Source organism: Asticcacaulis sp. P2_C5, from assembly GCF_056404555.1.
This window is the reverse complement of the sequence record NZ_JBFUDU010000018.1, coordinates 87,375-103,402: the sequence shown is the minus strand read 5'-3', so window position 1 is coordinate 103,402 and position 16,028 is coordinate 87,375. Positions and strand designations below refer to the sequence as shown.

Annotated in this window: 13 protein-coding genes; 4 read left to right on the top strand and 9 right to left on the bottom strand. The window is 62.3% G+C overall.

Annotation, left to right across the window (positions count from 1 at the left end; genetic code table 11):
* The first annotated feature begins 44 nt into the window (after positions 1 to 44).
* Together AC1DXO_RS24100 and AC1DXO_RS24095 are read left to right on the top strand one after the other, a co-directional pair.
* On the top strand, positions 45 to 1,496 hold the full coding sequence (locus AC1DXO_RS24100; RefSeq protein ID WP_476980758.1) for a bifunctional 2-methylcitrate dehydratase/aconitate hydratase: 1,452 nt from the start codon (positions 45 to 47) through the stop codon (positions 1,494 to 1,496).
* Positions 1,486 to 1,980 carry an N-acetyltransferase family protein gene (locus AC1DXO_RS24095; RefSeq protein WP_476980757.1) on the top strand — a complete coding sequence of 165 codons (495 nt, stop codon included), beginning with the start codon at positions 1,486 to 1,488 and terminating at the stop codon, positions 1,978 to 1,980. Before AC1DXO_RS24100 ends, AC1DXO_RS24095 begins: the two co-directional genes overlap by 11 nt.
* Positions 1,981 to 2,100: 120 nt before the next feature.
* On the opposite strand, the gene mmsB is transcribed toward AC1DXO_RS24095, so the two are convergent.
* The 7 genes from mmsB to AC1DXO_RS24060 all read right to left on the bottom strand — a co-directional run bounded on the left by mmsB (position 2,101) and on the right by AC1DXO_RS24060 (position 12,169).
* Complete coding sequence (gene mmsB, locus AC1DXO_RS24090) at positions 2,101 to 2,979, bottom strand: 3-hydroxyisobutyrate dehydrogenase (RefSeq protein ID WP_476980756.1); 879 nt, start codon at positions 2,977 to 2,979, stop codon at positions 2,101 to 2,103.
* A 13-nt stretch (positions 2,980 to 2,992) separates the two neighbouring features.
* On the bottom strand, positions 2,993 to 4,027 hold the full coding sequence (locus tag AC1DXO_RS24085) for an enoyl-CoA hydratase/isomerase family protein (protein ID WP_476980755.1): 1,035 nt from the start codon (positions 4,025 to 4,027) through the stop codon (positions 2,993 to 2,995).
* A complete protein-coding gene (locus AC1DXO_RS24080) occupies positions 4,024 to 5,151 on the bottom strand; it encodes an acyl-CoA dehydrogenase family protein (RefSeq protein ID WP_476980754.1) in 1,128 nt (375 codons plus the stop codon). Before AC1DXO_RS24080 ends, AC1DXO_RS24085 begins: the two co-directional genes overlap by 4 nt.
* Before the next feature lie 183 nt (positions 5,152 to 5,334).
* Entirely contained in the window at positions 5,335 to 6,102 is a 768-nt protein-coding gene (locus tag AC1DXO_RS24075; protein WP_476980753.1) for an enoyl-CoA hydratase-related protein, read from the bottom strand.
* A 7-nt stretch (positions 6,103 to 6,109) separates the two neighbouring features.
* Complete coding sequence (locus tag AC1DXO_RS24070) at positions 6,110 to 7,606, bottom strand: CoA-acylating methylmalonate-semialdehyde dehydrogenase (protein ID WP_476980752.1); 1,497 nt, start codon at positions 7,604 to 7,606, stop codon at positions 6,110 to 6,112.
* 14 nt (positions 7,607 to 7,620) lie between these two features.
* Complete coding sequence (locus AC1DXO_RS24065; RefSeq protein WP_476980751.1) at positions 7,621 to 8,688, bottom strand: Glu/Leu/Phe/Val family dehydrogenase; 1,068 nt, start codon at positions 8,686 to 8,688, stop codon at positions 7,621 to 7,623.
* A complete protein-coding gene (locus tag AC1DXO_RS24060) occupies positions 8,681 to 12,169 on the bottom strand; it encodes an indolepyruvate ferredoxin oxidoreductase family protein (protein WP_476980750.1) in 3,489 nt (1,162 codons plus the stop codon). The genes AC1DXO_RS24065 and AC1DXO_RS24060 overlap by 8 nt, the downstream gene beginning before the upstream one ends.
* 174 nt (positions 12,170 to 12,343) lie before the next feature.
* Between AC1DXO_RS24060 and AC1DXO_RS24055 the strand changes: the two genes are divergently transcribed.
* Positions 12,344 to 12,823, top strand: a complete 480-nt coding sequence (locus AC1DXO_RS24055; RefSeq protein ID WP_476980749.1) for an Lrp/AsnC family transcriptional regulator — start codon at positions 12,344 to 12,346, stop codon at positions 12,821 to 12,823.
* 292 nt (positions 12,824 to 13,115) lie between these two features.
* On the opposite strand, the gene AC1DXO_RS24050 is transcribed toward AC1DXO_RS24055, so the two are convergent.
* A complete protein-coding gene (locus AC1DXO_RS24050; RefSeq protein ID WP_476980748.1) occupies positions 13,116 to 13,349 on the bottom strand; it encodes a BolA/IbaG family iron-sulfur metabolism protein in 234 nt (77 codons plus the stop codon).
* A gap of 58 nt (positions 13,350 to 13,407) precedes the next feature.
* Positions 13,408 to 14,214, bottom strand: a complete 807-nt coding sequence (locus AC1DXO_RS24045; protein ID WP_476980747.1) for a TOBE domain-containing protein — start codon at positions 14,212 to 14,214, stop codon at positions 13,408 to 13,410.
* Between the two features lie 197 nt (positions 14,215 to 14,411).
* Between AC1DXO_RS24045 and AC1DXO_RS24040 the strand changes: the two genes are divergently transcribed.
* Entirely contained in the window at positions 14,412 to 15,980 is a 1,569-nt protein-coding gene (locus AC1DXO_RS24040) for an OprO/OprP family phosphate-selective porin (RefSeq protein WP_476980746.1), read from the top strand.
* Positions 15,981 to 16,028 lie beyond the last annotated feature (48 nt).

Sequence of the window (16,028 nt, the reverse complement as noted above, 5' to 3'; positions counted from 1 at the left end):
TACCACACCCTTCCCCGTCTCAGGCGTTTCCAGAAAGCACCCCGATGTCTGCCCATATTTCCAATGTCCGCCCCGAACCCGATGCCGTCCTGACCGACATTGTCGACTATGTCCTGAACTATGAGGTCACCTCGGAACTGGCCTATTCGACCGCGCGCTCGTGCCTGATCGACACCCTGGGCTGTGGCCTGGAAGCCCTCGACTATCCGGCCTGTGCCATGCATCTCGGCCCCATCGTTCCCGGCACCATCGTGCCCAACGGCGCCAAGGTTCCCGGAACCCAGTTCCAGCTCGACCCCATCCAGGCCGCCTTCAATATCGGGGCCATGATCCGTTGGCTCGATTTCAATGACACATGGCTGGCAGCGGAATGGGGCCACCCGTCCGATAACCTGGGCGGCATCCTCGCCGTCGCCGACTGGCTGTCGCGCAACGCCGTGGCCGCCGGCAGACCTCCGCTCCTCATGCGCGACGTCCTGACCGCCATGATCAAGGCCCATGAAATTCAGGGCTGCATCGCGCTTGAGAACAGTTTCAACAAGGTCGGCCTCGACCACGTCGTCCTGGTGAAGGTCGCCTCGACCGCCGTCGTCGCCCAGATGCTTGGCCTCGACCGCGACGAAATTATCAATGCTGTTAGCCTGGCCTGGGTTGACGGTCAATCATTGAGAACCTACCGCCACTCGCCCAATACGGGCTCGCGTAAGTCATGGGCAGCCGGCGATGCCACCTCGCGAGCGGTGCGCCTGGCCCTGATGGCGCAGAAGGGCGAGATGGGCTACCCGTCGGTCCTGTCCGCCAAGACCTGGGGCTTTTACGACGTCCTGTTCAAGGGCCAGCCGTTCAGGTTCCAGCGCCCCTACGGCAGCTATGTCATGGAAAACGTGCTGTTCAAGATCAGCTTCCCGGCCGAATTCCACAGCCAGACCGCCGTCGAAGCCGCCATGACCCTGCACGGGAAGCTGGCCGCTATGGGCAAGTCCGTCGCGGATATCGCCAAGGTGACGATCCGCACGCACGAGGCCTGTATTCGCATTATCGACAAGAAGGGCCCGCTCAACAACCCGGCAGACCGCGACCACTGCATCCAGTATATGGTCGCCGTGCCGCTGATCTTCGGCCGCCTGACCGCCGCCGACTACGAAGATGTCGTCGCCAACGATCCGCGCATCGACGTCTTGCGCGACATTATATATTGCGTCGAATCACCTGAATTTACTCAGGATTACCATGACCCGGACAAGCGCTCGATCGCCAATGCCATGACGATCGAACTGAAGGACGGCACCGTCCTGGATGAGATCAAGGTCGAGTATCCGATTGGCCACCGCCTGCGCCGGGAGGACGGCATCCCCCTCCTCGAAGCCAAGTTCGTCACCAACCTCAAGCGCCGCTTCCCCAAGAAGCAACAGGACGCCATCTTGAAGGTCAGCCTGGACCAATCCCTGCTTGAAGCCATACCGGTCCATGCGTATGTCGATATGTATGTCATCTGACCTGCAAATCCGCCCGGCGACCGCCCTGGACCATGATGCCCTGTGGGCCATCATCGAACCCGTGCTGGCCGCGGGAGAGACCTATACCCTGCCCCGCGACTGGACGCGCGCGCAGGCGCTGGACTACTGGTTCGCCGCCCCGCACCAGGTCTATGTCGCGGAAGTCGCCGGCGAGATTCTCGGCAACTATTTCCTGGGCCCAAACCGTATGGGCGGCGGCAGCCACGTCGCCAATTGCGGCTTCATGACAGCGCCCGCTGCCATCGGGCGTGGTGTGGCCTCAGCCATGTGCCAGCATGCCCTGGACACAGCGCGGGCCCAGGGCTTTCGCACCATGCAGTTCAATTCCGTGGTGGCGACCAATGTCCGCGCAGTAGCCCTGTGGCAGCGTTTCGGCTTCGATATCGTCGGCCGTTTGCCCGAAGCTTTCCACCATCCGATCGATGGCTATGTCGACCTGCTGGTCATGTACCGCAGGTTGTAGAGTTTTGGTGACGCCTATTGTTTGGAAAGCGTGACATGCAACCGTCAATGTTGCTCTAAAAAAGTCAGTCCTCCACCGCAAGCGGTGGAGGACTGGCCTTTTTGCTTATACGGATGTCTCTTACGCCCCGCGGCGGATACGATCAATCATGTACGAGAAGTCCCGACCAGCGTGGCCCTGGGCGCACAGGGCGTCGTAGAGGGCGTGCGCCTTGGCGCCCAATGGCGTATCGGCCCCCGCCCGTCCGGCGGCCTGCATGGCCAGGGTCAGGTCCTTCAGCATCAGGGCCGCGGCAAAGCCCGGCTGATAGTCGCGATTGGCCGGCGACGTCGGCACAGGGCCTGGCACCGGACAATAGCTGGTCATCGACCAGCTTTGTCCCGACGCCTTGGACGCGATGTCGAAAAACACCTGGTCGTCCAGCCCCAGCTTTTCGGCGAGGGCGAAGGCTTCGCAGGTGCCGATCATGGTGATGGCCAGAAGCATGTTGTTGCAGATCTTGGCCGCCTGACCTGCGCCCGCCGCCCCGGCATGGATGACGGCCTTGCCCATCCTGGCGAGGATCGGTTCGGCGCGCGCAAAGCCATCGACCGTGCCGCCGCACATAAAGGTCAGGGTGCCACTCTGCGCTCCGGCGACGCCGCCCGACACCGGCGCGTCAACCATGGCGAAGCCTCGATCGTCCGCCTGGGTTGCGACCTTGCGGGCGGTGTCGACATCAATGGTTGAACAATCGATCAGAATGGCATTCTGCGGCGCCGCCGCAAAGACATTGCCATACACCGACAGCACATGTTGCCCGGCCGGCAGCATGGTCACTACCGCCTCGGCGTCTCGGCAGGCATCGGTCAGGGAGGCCGCCGCGACCGCGCCGTCGGTCACGGCCTGGGCTATGGCTTCGTGGCTGATGTCGAAAGCGTGGACGTCATGGCCGGCCTTGACCAAATTGGCCGCCATACCGGAACCCATGTGGCCCAGTCCGATAAAAGCGATCTTCATGACAGGCTCCGTTTTACGATAGTTCTAATTCAGATTCGAGCGGTTCGAACGTGGCATCGATCATGGCCGGTGTGATATCAGCGACGCTGGCTGGCTGCCAGCGCGGGGCATTGTCCTTATCCTCGATGACCGCGCGCACCCCTTCGGAAAAGTCGTTCGTACGGATGATGCGACAGGCGATGCGATATTCCATACGCATCACCTCTTCAAACGAGGTCATCGCCCGACCCTTGCGCAACTGCGCCAGTGAAACCGCCATGGACAGGGGCGAGCGCGTATCGAGGATATCGGCTTGTGAAGTCGCCCATTCATCGTTGCTATCTTTAAGCGCCTGACAAATATCGCTGACAGTCGTCTTCGCAAAGCACTGGTTAATCACGGCGAGATTGTCACCATAGGACGGCGAGGCGGCCGTCTGCGAAAGCTCGGCCAGAACGGCATCGACATCGTCACCGGCCAGAATCCGCTGTTTCACTTCGGACAGGCTGGCTGATGGGACAAAATGCGTCGCAATACCGGCGGCCAGGACGTCGGTGCCCTTCAGACGCGCGCCGGTCAAGGCCAACCAAGTACCGAGTTCCCCACGCAATCGCGGCAGGAACCAGCCGCCACCGACGTCGGGGAACAGGCCGATACCTGTTTCCGGCATGGCGAACAGGGTATGTTCGGTCGCGATGCGATACGAGCCGTGGACCGAGATACCGACTCCGCCGCCCATGGTCACGCCGTCAAGAACGGCCAGATAGGGCTTTGGAAAGCGCTTGATCTGGGTGTTGAGTTTATATTCGACGGCAAAGAACGCCTCACCCGCCTTGCCGTCTCCACGCCCGCTTTCGGCGACCATGCGGATATCACCGCCGGCGCAAAAACCGCGTGTGCCTTCGGTGTGATCGATCATCACCATGCGAATAGCCGGATCGCCCGCCCAGACCGCCAGTGCCTCGCTCATGGTGGCGCACATGGCGGTCGTCAGGGCGTGCAGAGCCTGGGGCCGGTTCAGCGTCAGGCGGCCGACGCCGTTTTCGACGCGGACAAGGACCTCGCTCACGATACGGCCTTCAGCATATCGCGGGCGATGATGACGCGCATGATCTCGTTGGTGCCTTCGAGGATCTGATGCACCCGCAGATCGCGGACGATTCGTTCGACGCCATAGTCATGCAGATAGCCGTAGCCGCCGTGGATCTGCAGGGCGTCATTGGCGATCTTTGAACCGGTGTCGGTGACGAAGCGCTTGGCCATGGCGCACCAGCGCGTGGCGTCGGCAGTGCCGGTATCCAGACGGGCGGCGGCTTCGTAGAGCATACTGCGCGCGGCACACAGTTCGGTTTCCATGTCGGCCAGCTTGAACTGGGTGACCTGGAACTCGTTGAGATGCCGGCCGAACTGTGAACGCTCGGAGGCGTAAGCAAAAGCCCGATCGAGCGCATCCTGGGCTCCCCCTAATGAACAGGCGGCGATGTTCAATCTACCGCCGTCAAGGCCCTTCATGGCGTATTTGAAGCCGGAACCTGGGGTCCCGAGCAGGTTTTCCGCCGCGATGCGAACATTGTCGAACGTGACCTGGCGCGTCGGCTGGGCGTTCCAGCCCATCTTCTTTTCATTGGCGCCGAACGACAGGCCGGGCGTGTCCTTTGGCACCACAAAGGCTGAAATGGCGTCGTCGTGCCTGGCCATGACGACATAGATGTCCGAAACGCCGGCGCCGGAAATAAACTGTTTCGAGCCGTTGAGAACGTAGAAGTCACCCTCCCTGACCGCACGAGTCTTCATGGCTGCGGCGTCGGAGCCGGAGCCGGGCTCGGTCAGGCAGTAACTAGCGATGGCGTCCATGGTCACCAGTGACGGCACATGGGCGGCGCGCAGCTCTTCGGAACCGAAGGCGTCGATCATCCAGGTGCACATATTGTGGATCGACAGGAAGGCTGCCGTGGCGATACAGCCGCGCGACAGCTGTTCGAAGATCAGCACGCCGTCGAGGCGCGTCATGCCGGTGCCACCGTGCTGTTCGCCGGTATAGATGGCGGCAAAGCCCAGGCTGGCGGCTTCGCGCATGACGTCGACCGGGAAGGTCTTGGTTTCATCCCAGTGGCCGGCATTGGGGCGCAGCTTGTCATAGGCGAAGCGCTGCGCCGCCTCCTGGATCATCAATTGGTCGTCGTTAAGTGGCATTTCCTGGTCCTGTTTTTTATTCCCTCTTCCCGTTTACGGGGAGAGGGAAGGCGCGGGGCGGCGAGCCTGAGGGGCCTGCCGTCGAAGTCCGGGGCTCCGATGTAATCAGGAAGCCCCTCATCCGGCCTTCGGCCACCTTCTCCCCGCAGGCGGGAAGAAGACAATAATCCGCGCTTTCCCAGACTACTTGTCCTTGAAGTTGGCTGGCCGCTTCTCCGCAAAGGCCGCCATGCCTTCCTTCTGATCTTCGGTGGCGAACAGCGACATGAACAGCCGGCGCTCGAAACGCACGCCTTCGGTCGTCGGCAGTTCCAACGCCCGCGACACCATCTCCTTGGCGGCCAGGATCGACGGAAGGCCATAGCCGGAAATCGTATTGGCCGCCTCCATGGCGACTGTCAACAAGTCGTCATGCGGCACAACGCGGCTGACCAGGCCGATCTTATCTGCCTCGGCCGCATCGATCATCCGCCCGGTCAGGATCAGGTCCATGGCCCGCGCCTTGCCGATCGCCTTGGTCAGGCGGATCGAGCCGCCCATGCCCGGCGTGACGCCCAGCTTGATTTCGGGCTGGCCGAACTTTGCCTTGTCGGACGCAATGATCATGTCGCACATCAGGGCCAGTTCGCAGCCTCCCCCGAGAGCAAAGCCATTGACTGCGGCGATCACCGGCTTGCGGCAGGCGGCAAAAGCGTCCCAACCGGCGAAATAGTCGTTGAGATACATGTCCGACACCGACTTGTCGGCCATTTCCTTGATGTCGGCGCCGGCGGCAAACGCCCTGCCCGCCCCTGTCAGGACGGTGACCGCGATCTCGCGATTGCGGTCGATCTCGCAGATCAACCCCGATAGCTCGGTCATGATCTGGGCGTTCAACGCATTCAGGCTGTCGGGGCGATTGAGGGTGACGACCGCCACCCGGCCTTTTTGTTCGAAGGTCAGTGTTTCCATATCCGCCTCAGGCCATTGTCGGAATGATAAACGCCTGGTCGCCGATATCACCATCAGGCCAGCGCTGGGTCACCGTCTTGACCTTGGTGTAGAAGCGCACGCCGTCCTCGCCATACTGGTTGGTGTCGCCAAAGGCCGAGCGTTTCCAGCCGCCGAAGCTGTGATAGGCGACGGGCACGGGGATCGGCACGTTGACGCCGACCATGCCGACATTGACCTTGGCGACGAATTCGCGGGCCGCCAGGCCATTGCGGGTAAAGATGGCGACGCCATTGCCATAGGCATGCTGTGACGGCAGGGCCGCCGCCTCTTCCAGGGTCTCGGCGCGCACGACCTGCAGCACCGGGCCGAAGATCTCGTCCTGATAGGACTTCATGGCGGGCGTAACGTGATCGAACAGGGTCGGCCCGATGAAATAGCCGTCTTCGTGGCCCTGCAGCTTCAAACCGCGGCCGTCAAGCTTGAGCTCGGCGCCTTCGTCGACACCCATCTGGATATAGGATTCGACCTTGGCCTTATGCGCTGCCGAGATGACCGGTCCGTAGTGGGCCTCCGCATCTGTCGAAACCCCGACCTTCAATCCGCGCGCCGCGTCGATCATCCGCTCGATAAAGGCGTCGGCCGTTTTGGCGCCGACCGGTACCGCCACCGGCAAGGCCATGCAGCGTTCCCCGGCGGAACCATAGGCCGCGCCGACAATGTCCTTTACCACCTGGTCGAGGTCGGCGTCGGGCATGATGATGCCGTGGTTCTTCGCCCCGCCCATCGCCTGGACGCGTTTGCCGTGGGCCGTGCCGGTCGAATAGACATATTGCGCGATGTCCGACGAGCCGACAAAGCTGATCGCCCGGATGTCGGGATGGGTCAGCAGGGTATCGACGGCTTCCTTGTCGCCATGGACGACCTGGAAAACGCCTTCGGGCAGGCCCGCCTCGATCAGCAGTTCGCCCAGGCGCACCGGGACGCTGGGGTCCTTTTCCGACGGCTTGAGGATAAAGGCATTGCCGCAGGCCAGGGCCACGGCCGACATCCACATCGGTATCATGGCCGGAAAGTTGAACGGCGTGATACCGGCGACAACGCCCAGGGGCTGGCGCATCGAATAGACGTCGATGCCGGGCCCTGCCCCTTCGGTATAGGCGCCCTTCAGCAGATGCGGGATGCCACAGGCGAATTCCACCACTTCGAGACCGCGCTGGATATCGCCTTTCGAGTCGGCGACGACCTTGCCGTGCTCGCTGGACAGCAGAACGGCCAATTCGTCCATGTGCTTTTCGAGCAGGGCCTTGAAAGCGAACATGACGCGGGCGCGGCGTTGCGGATTCATCGCCGCCCAGCCGAGCTGCGCCTTGACCGCCTTCTGGATGGCGGCATCGACCTCGGCGGCCGAGGCCAGGGCAACGCGCGCCTGGACCTTGCCGGTATTCGGATCGTAGACGTCGCCGAAACGACCAGACGTGCCGGGCACAGCAACGCCGTTGATGAAGTGGTGGATATCGCGCATATTATCTCTGAGGTTTATGCAGCCACGCGAATGCGGGCCAGCCGGGCGGCGTTGAGTTTATCCCGCGCCATCGAATCAGCAACCTCATTTGTGATCACATTTTCGCTTTTTGCCCGGGCAAAGATGGCGTCAAGGCGCGGACCGATCGCATCGACGCGGCTGCGGATCAGGTCGGCGTCGTTATCGCCCGAGATCTCGCCATTGACCATGATGATGCCACCGGCATTGATGACGTAGTCGGGCGCGTACAGAATGCCGCGTTCGCCCAGGATGCGCCCGGCTTCTTCGGTCGCCAGCTGGTTATTGGCAGCGCCGGCGATAATGCCCGCCCGGATATAACGTGCGGCGTATTCGCTGATCGTGCCACCCAGCGCACAGGGCGCCACGACGTCGACAGGCTGGGTCAGGATATCGTCGATCGAGACGCCAAGGGCGCCAAAGCGCGCCTGCGCTTCCGACACGCGCGCTGGATTGATATCGGCCACGACCAGGTTGGCGCCGCAGGCATACAGTTCTTCGCACAGATACATGCCGACATGGCCCAGGCCCTGGACAGCGACGGTCAGGCCGGCCAGTTCCGGACGGCCGAGATGGGCGCGCACCGCTGACTCGATGCCAACGCGTACGCCGCGCGCCGTAAAGGGCGACGGATCTCCGCCCGATTTGCCGGCCGAAGCGCAAATGCCGCTGACATAGCGCGTGGTGCGTGAAACGATCTGCATGTCGGCGACCGACACCCCCACGTCTTCGGCGGTGATATACTGGCCGTTCAGGCTGTCGACCGCGCGGCCGAAGGCTTCCAGAACCGCTTCACGCTTTTCAGAAGCGACGGGTCCGAGAATTACCGCCTTGCCGCCGCCCATGGGGAGGTTGGCCATGGCGTTCTTGAACGACATGCCGCGCGACAAGCGCAGGGCGTCGGTCATGGCGTCACCCGCCGACGCGTAGCTCCACAGGCGGCAACCGCCGGCGGCCGACCCAAGGGCCGTCGAATGGACGGCGATGATGGCGCGCAGGCCACTGGCCGCATCCTCTACCATCATTACCTTTTCGTGGCCGTCGTAATCGGGGTGATCAAACATGAACGCTCTCCTTGGTGTTCCGTACTTTATTAATTTTGAAGGCCGGCGCCGGTGCTTCGGGCTGGGCCGTTTCGAACTGCGCCAGCAACTCGACCCATTTCACCATGGCCTTGTCGTAATTGGCCTTCTTGATATGGCCGAAGCCGCGGATATCTTCCGGCAGGCGGGTCAGGGCCACGGCCTGGGCCAGGTTATGCGGCGCCAGATCGCGCGCCAGGCGGTTGATCAACTGCGCATAGTCGACGATCAGCCTGCGCTCCATGCGGCGCTCATCCGAATAACCGAAGATGTCGAGCGCCGTACCGCGCAGGCCCTTCAGGGCCTGCAGGACGCCGAAGGCCTTGAATATCCACGGGCCGAACTTCCGCTTTTTCGGAAGACCGGTGTGCTGGTCTTTTTCGCCGAAGATCGGCGGCGCCAGGAAGATGCTGATCTTATCCGGGTTTTCGAACTGCGCCGCCAAGGACGCGCGGAAGGCCGGATCGAGATAGAGACGCGCCACCTCGTATTCGTCCTTATAGGCCTTCAGCTTATAGCCATAACGCGCCACGGCCTCGACAAAGGCGCCATCACCCCCGACGCGGACCTCGGCCTTGCGGGCGATCTCGACCAGGGCCTTGTAGTCACGGGCATAGGTCTCGTCCTGGTAGGCTGTCAGGTCCGCCATGCGCGCAGCGACAAAGCTGTCGAGATCAAACGCCATTTCCGGCTTTTGCGTAGTTTCGCGCGACGCCAGGCGGCCGGCGACATAGGCGCGGCCCAGGGCAAAGGCGCGCAGATTGGCCTTGACCTCGGCGCCGTTCAACTCGATGGCGCGTTCGATGGCGGCGCGGCTCAGAGGCACGGTACCAGCCTGCCAGGCGGCGCCCAGCACGACCATGATAGTGTAGACGGCGTCACCGAGATAGGTCCGCGACAAGCCCGCCGCGTCGAACGGCGTCAGGCTGTGTGTCGCCATTCTTACCTTGCGCATCATGCTCAAGGAGTCGAAACGCGTTTCGGTGTTGAGGGTGAATTCGGCGGTCGGCGTCATGGCGTCGCTGATAAAGCCAGCCGTCCGTGTCGGGCTCATCAGCGGCAGGCAGGCCTTACCGTGGGCAGTGACCATATCGGCGGCGATCAGCACGTCGGCCTCGGCCAGGGGAATACGCCCGCCCGGCAGGTCGACGCCGGGTGCTGCCAGACGGATATGGGCATCGACGGCGCCGCCGCGTTGCGCCAGGCCGATCTGGTCGACGCACAGAACCTCGATGGCGTCGATATGGGCCGCCATGCCGATCATGGCGCTAAGCGAAGTAACGCCCAGCCCGCCGATACCGGTCAGCAGCACATTATAAGGTTCGCGCGACAGCTGGGGCGGGGTGATTTCGGGTAAATCGGAAATAAGCGTATCGACGTCGGCGACCGCCACCTTCTTCAGTTGCGCGCCATCCAGCGACACGAAGCTGGGGCAGAACCCCTTGACGCAGGAGGTATCGATATTGCACGCCGACTGGTCGATCTCGCGCTTGCGGCCCAGTTCCGTTTCCTTCGGCCCAACAGCGATACAGTTCGACTTGGCCGAACAATCGCCGCAGCCTTCGCAAACGGCGCTGTTGATGAAGATGCGTTGCTTGGCCTTGGGCGCCAGGCCGCGCTTGCGGCGGCGGCGCAGTTCCGTGGCGCACATCTGGTCGTAGATCATGACTGTCGTGCCCGGCGTGTTGCGCAGTTCTTCCTCGGCCACCGCCATGTCATCGCGGTGATAGAAGCTGACCTTCGCCGGCATCTTAGGGTGACCGCGCCAGCGATCGGGATGATCCGACACCATCATGATCGTCTTGACGCCCTCGGCCGCCACCTGCTGGGCGACGGTGACGGGATGCAGCACGCCGTCGACGTGCTGGCCGCCGGTCATGGCGACCGCGTCATTATACAGGATCTTGTAGGTGATATTGACCTTGGCGGCGACCGACTGGCGGATGGCCAGCAGGCCGGAATGGAAGTAGGTGCCGTCGCCGAGATTGGCGAAGATGTGGTTTTCCTCGGTGAATGGCGCCTGGCCGACCCAGGTCACGCCCTCGCCGCCCATATGGGTGCAGATTTCGGAATTCCGGTTCGGCATGAACTGGACCATGTAGTGGCAACCAATGCCCGCCGTGGCGCGCGAGCCTTCGGGCACGGTCGTCGAAGTGTTGTGCGGACAGCCGGCGCAGAAGAAGGGTTTGCGCGTATGCAGCGGCACGACATTGTCGCGCGCCTGGGCTTCCTGGCGGAACTGAGCGACCTTTGCCGCGCGTTCGGGCGTGCGGGCAGCGTCCGGAAGGGCTTCGAACAGGCACAGCGCAACGTGGGTGGTGTCGAGGTCGAGCGTATCGCGGACCAGCGGCGCACCCCGGACGTCGAGCTTGCCGACGATGCGCGGGCGGCGGCCGTCGGGCAGGCCATAAAGCACGTCACGAAGTTGGTATTCGATCAGGTTGCGGCGTTCTTCGACGACCAGGACGGTCTCCAGTCCATCGGCGAAGTCGGTCGCCGCCTGCGGGTCGAGCGGCCATACCATGCCGACCTTCCACAGGCGCAGGCCCAGTTCGGCCGCTTCCGCGTCGCCGATACCGAGCAGGCGCAGGGCGTCGAGCACATGCAGGAAGCCCTTGCCCGAGGCGGCGATGCCGAAACGCGGGCGGGCGCTGTCCTTGATCACGCGGTCGATGCCGTTGACGCGGGCAAAGGCCTGGGCGGCCGGCAGGCGGAAATGGCGGTGGCGAATTTCCTTGGCTTCGGGCGGATCGTTAAGACGGATATTCAGCCCGCCTTCTGGCAGTTCGAAATCGGGCGTGACCGAGACATAGCGCGTCGGATCGATATGGGCCGAGGTCGAGGCGTCCATCAGGTCGGCAATGGTCTTCAGCCCGATCCAACAGCCGGAATAGCGCGACAGAGCGATGCCCTTCATGCCGAAATCGATGACCTCGTCGATGGTCGCCGGCGACAGGGTCGGCATTTCGGCATCGAGGAAGGCGAATTCAGATTGGTTGGCCAGGGTCGAGGATTTGCAGCTATGGTCGTCGCCGGCCAGGGCCAGGACACCGCCATAGGCCGAGGTGCCGGCCAGATTGGCGTGCTTGAAGACATCGCCGGTCCTGTCGACGCCCGGTCCCTTGCCGTACCACAGGCCGAAAACACCATCCTTCGTGGCGCCCGGAAACAATGGTACGTGCTGGGTGCCCCAGACGGCAGTAGCGCCCAGATCTTCGTTGATGCCGCGCTGGACGACGATATCGTGGGCGTCGAGCAGCTTTTGCGCCGTGGCCAGTTGCATGTCGTAGGTGCCGAGCGGTGAGCCACGGTAACCGGAAATGAAACCCGCCGTATTCAGGCCAGCCTTGCGATCGCGTTCACGGATCAGCATGGGCAAGCGAACCAGGGCCTGGACACCGGTCATGAAGGCCCGGCCGGACTCCAATTCGTACTTGTCGGCAAGGGTCACCTGTGCGCGCATGTAACCTGTATCCTGTTTTACTGTTGCCGGTTTTTATTGTTACCCGAGATACTAGACCCGAATTTCGAGAATGTGCTTCCAAAGTGGCCTTTGCAAACCTCTGGCCTTGGGAAGGATTTTCTGCGATAGTTGTAGAATTGAGATAGATTTTCTGCTGCAGAGCAAAAAGACGCAATGAAACGTAGTCAAACCGCGCCAAGCCTGGATGAAATCGATCGGCGGATTCTTCGCCTGCTGCGCGAGAATGCCCACCTTACCACACAGGAGATCGCCGACAAGGTCGGGTTGTCGCAGACACCGTGCTGGTCGCGGATCAAGCGCATGGAAGAGTCGGGTGTGATCGCCGGCTATGTCGCTTTGCTCAACCCGGAAAAGATCGGTCGTCCGCTGTCGGTGATAGTCGAAGTCAATCTCGACCAGCATGATGACGAGAAGATCGAGACCTTTTCACGCCACCTGGCGCAACTGCCCGAGGTGACCGACGCCTATCTGACCACGGGCGAATATGACTATGTCATCATCGCCGCGGTCGAGGATACGGAGGACTACGAACAGTTCCTGCGCAAGCGGCTGCTGAAATTCCCGGGCATCCGCCACGCGCGATCGACGTTTTGCTTGCGTCGGCTGAAACGGGATGCGTCGCCGTCGGTATAGGGTCGGCCTCGGTGTTCGGCTACATGTCTAGGGAACGTCCTGAATTTACAGCTATTTTCAACGCGGAAACCACCGAAAAGTCGGAAAGACGCAGAAATTCAGGATATGTTTTCTACCGCGCGCAGCGCTGTCTTCCATGCATGGTACTACGATCGTAGAATGAATGCCCTTCGGGCGCAGGTTTTTCGCCCACACCCTTTCCGCGTCTTTCCGACTTTTCGGCGCTTTCCGCGTTGAAAATAGCTGTAAAATCAGCACATTCACTGGCAGTCATGCCGCCCGCTACCAGAAATCAGCCCTTGGCCACAGTCTCCAGCGCCAGGGCATGCAAGGGCCCGCTCAGCAAATCGGCCAAAGCACGGTTGACCATCTGGTGCTGGCGGACGCGCGGCAGGCTGTTGAAGGCTTCCGACACGATGCGCGCCTTATAATGATCGCCATCGCCGGCCAGGTCGGTCACCGTCACCTCGGCGTCGGGGAAGGCCTGATGCAGGCGGGCTTCGAGATCGCTTTGCGCAATGGCCATGACGGTACTCCTGTGTAATCCGCCGTCTTCTATTCGGTTTCGCGCCCGATGAAAACGCCTAATCCACCGCCAGGATGATATGCGACGCCTTGATCAGCGCCTGGGCTGGCTGGCCGATCTCGAGCCCCAGTTCGCGTCGCGAACCCGACGTCACCACCGCCGTTACGGTCTTGCCACCAGCCAGTTGTAAAGTGACCTCGTCATTGACCGCGCCCTCGATAATGGCGCTGACCACGCCCGGCAATTTGTTGCGCGCCGAAACCGGCAGAGGCGCATGCCCGGCCGCCAGCAGGACGAAACTCGACTTGACCAGGGCTGTGGCGGCTCTGCCTGGAACGAGGCCCAGCGCTTCGACGCTCTCGCGGGTAACAATGGCCACGAGGTCCATGCCTTCGGAAAGGCGCAGGATAATCTCGGCATTGACCGCGCCATCGACAACCTGGGTGACCACGCCGGACCAGGCATTGCGGGCGGATGTCTTCATGGTCAGGCTCCTCATCATATCGTCGACCGATACGCCGGTCTCGTCCAGCACGTCATCGATCCGGCTGGCGCAGGATTCGAGCAGTGTCTCGAGCCGGTCATAGGCGGCGATAAGGGCCAGTCCCCTGGACGTGACCTGGGCCGCGCCGCCACGGCTGCCGCCGGTCTGGGCAACAACCAGAGCATGGGCCGACAGGTTATTGAGCGCCTGTACCGCGTCCCATGCCCCTTTATAGCTAAGACCGACCGCCTTGGCCGCGGCCGTGATCGAACCGAGCTCGCCAATGGTACGCAACAGATGGATACGGGCAGCGCCGACTTGCGCGCCATCCCGCGCTTTCAGCATCAGCAGCGCCTTCAGCGATTGTGGGTTTGCGGTCATGACGCTGACTATATCCATGGTGGGCGGGCGGCAAAAGCTCCGTCGCAGAAAATTTCGTTATTAAGGTTGACTACATAACGCGACCATGTTTCTACAAGGCAATCGCTCATTCTGGCGCCGGCGAACCCGTTCCACGGCGGAACACGAACAGAAAGAATCGCTTTAATCTTCGCGCACGCACCAGGAGCCTTCCACCCATGACCCTCACCACGCACCGGACGAACCGGACAGTTGTCAAAGCCGCCTCCGTCAGCCTGTTGGCCCTCGTATTGGCCACGCCTGCCCTTGCCCAGCAGGTTCCACCCGAGATACAGGCCAAGATGGACGCCATGCAGGCGCAGATCGATGCACAGCAGGCCGAACTGAATAACCTCAAGGCGACCGTCGCTGCCCAGTATAATGCGCCCGCCCCTGCGCCCAAGCCTGTCGCCGTTGCGGCGGCGCCGGCCGCTCCCGCAGCAACCCCGGCAGCCACGCCTGCAGCGCCAACCACCGCCGTTACGATCAAGAACGGCACGGCGACCATCGCGTCTAATGACGGCGCCTTTACGGTCAATCTCAAGGGCGTCTTCCAGCTCGACGCCGCGACCTACAGCCAGGACAAGGATCTGCCGGCGTCGGTGTCGGCACGCGATCTCAATTCCGGCACCAATTTCCGCCGCGCCCGCATCGGCATCGGCGGCAAGCTGTTCAAGGATTTCGACTACAATATCCTGCTCGACTTCGGCGGCGCCGGGGCGGAAGACGTCGGTCGCTTCCACGAAGCCTATCTGCAATATAACGGCTTTAAGCACACCAGGCTGCGGCTGGGCGAATTCGCCCCCAATGTCGGCCTGGCCGATGCCGGTTCGACCAATGCCTCGCCCTTCCTGGAACGTCCGGCCTCGGCCGAAATCGCCCGCAACTTCGCCGGCGGCGATACGCGCATCGGCCTGGCCGCCTTCAACTATGGCGACCGCCACCTGTGGTCGGTGGCCCTGACCGGCGGGACGGTGTCTCAGTTCAATACCCAGGCCACGACCCTGACCCCGCCTACCAATGACGAACAATTGGGTATCGCGGCTCGCTTCGCCGGGACGCCGTTCCGCGGTTTCGACTGGCTGGTCCATGCCGGGGTCAACTATTCCGGCATTATCAATCCGGTCGACGCCAACACCGCCCTCCCCGGCGGAACCGTCACCACGCGCTATCCGGTGCAGTTGCGTGACCGTCCGGAACTGCGGGTTGACGGTACGCGTTTGATCGATACGGGCGCCATCAATGCCGGCTCCGGCGCCGCGACCGGCTTTGAGCTGGGTTGGCAGTACAAGTCGTTCTACGCCTCGACCGAAGCCTTCCATTACAGCGTCACCCGCCTCAATCCGGCGGCTGGCGTCACCGACCCCGACTTTGGCGGCTGGTATATCGAAGGCGGCTGGGTGCTGACCGGCGAAGCACGCAAATACAATACGCAGACGGCCGCTTTCGACGGCATCGCGCCCAAGGCCAATTTCGATCCGTCGAACGGCCATTGGGGCGCCATGGAACTGGTGGCGCGCTATTCGACCATCGACCTGAACTACCACGCCGACGCCACCCTCCCCGGCGACCGCGTGCTGGGCGGGCAGCAGGATATCACCAGCCTCGGCCTCGACTGGCAGCTTAACCCGGCCGTCCGCTTTATCTTCATGGGCCAGAGCGTGAAGGTTGACCGCGTCAACGCGTCGAACCTTCAGGTTGGCCAGGACTACAAGAGCTTCGCCGTGCGGAGCCAGTTTAATTTCTAATCCTACAGATAGGTTCCGAATGAAACGCAGAACGCTTTTCGCATTTGC

Coding starts and splice junctions, on each gene's coding strand:
- AC1DXO_RS24100 (WP_476980758.1), top strand. CDS start 45: ATGTCTGCCCATATTTCCAATGTCCGCCCCGAACCCGATGCCGTCCTG.
- AC1DXO_RS24095 (WP_476980757.1), top strand. CDS start 1,486: ATGTCATCTGACCTGCAAATCCGCCCGGCGACCGCCCTGGACCATGAT.
- mmsB (WP_476980756.1), bottom strand. CDS start 2,979: ATGAAGATCGCTTTTATCGGACTGGGCCACATGGGTTCCGGTATGGCG.
- AC1DXO_RS24080 (WP_476980754.1), bottom strand. CDS start 5,151: ATGCCACTTAACGACGACCAATTGATGATCCAGGAGGCGGCGCAGCGC.
- AC1DXO_RS24075 (WP_476980753.1), bottom strand. CDS start 6,102: ATGGAAACACTGACCTTCGAACAAAAAGGCCGGGTGGCGGTCGTCACC.
- AC1DXO_RS24070 (WP_476980752.1), bottom strand. CDS start 7,606: ATGCGCGATATCCACCACTTCATCAACGGCGTTGCTGTGCCCGGCACG.
- AC1DXO_RS24065 (WP_476980751.1), bottom strand. CDS start 8,688: ATGTTTGATCACCCCGATTACGACGGCCACGAAAAGGTAATGATGGTA.
- AC1DXO_RS24060 (WP_476980750.1), bottom strand. CDS start 12,169: ATGCGCGCACAGGTGACCCTTGCCGACAAGTACGAATTGGAGTCCGGC.
- AC1DXO_RS24055 (WP_476980749.1), top strand. CDS start 12,344: ATGAAACGTAGTCAAACCGCGCCAAGCCTGGATGAAATCGATCGGCGG.
- AC1DXO_RS24050 (WP_476980748.1), bottom strand. CDS start 13,349: ATGGCCATTGCGCAAAGCGATCTCGAAGCCCGCCTGCATCAGGCCTTC.
- AC1DXO_RS24045 (WP_476980747.1), bottom strand. CDS start 14,214: ATGACCGCAAACCCACAATCGCTGAAGGCGCTGCTGATGCTGAAAGCG.
- AC1DXO_RS24040 (WP_476980746.1), top strand. CDS start 14,412: ATGACCCTCACCACGCACCGGACGAACCGGACAGTTGTCAAAGCCGCC.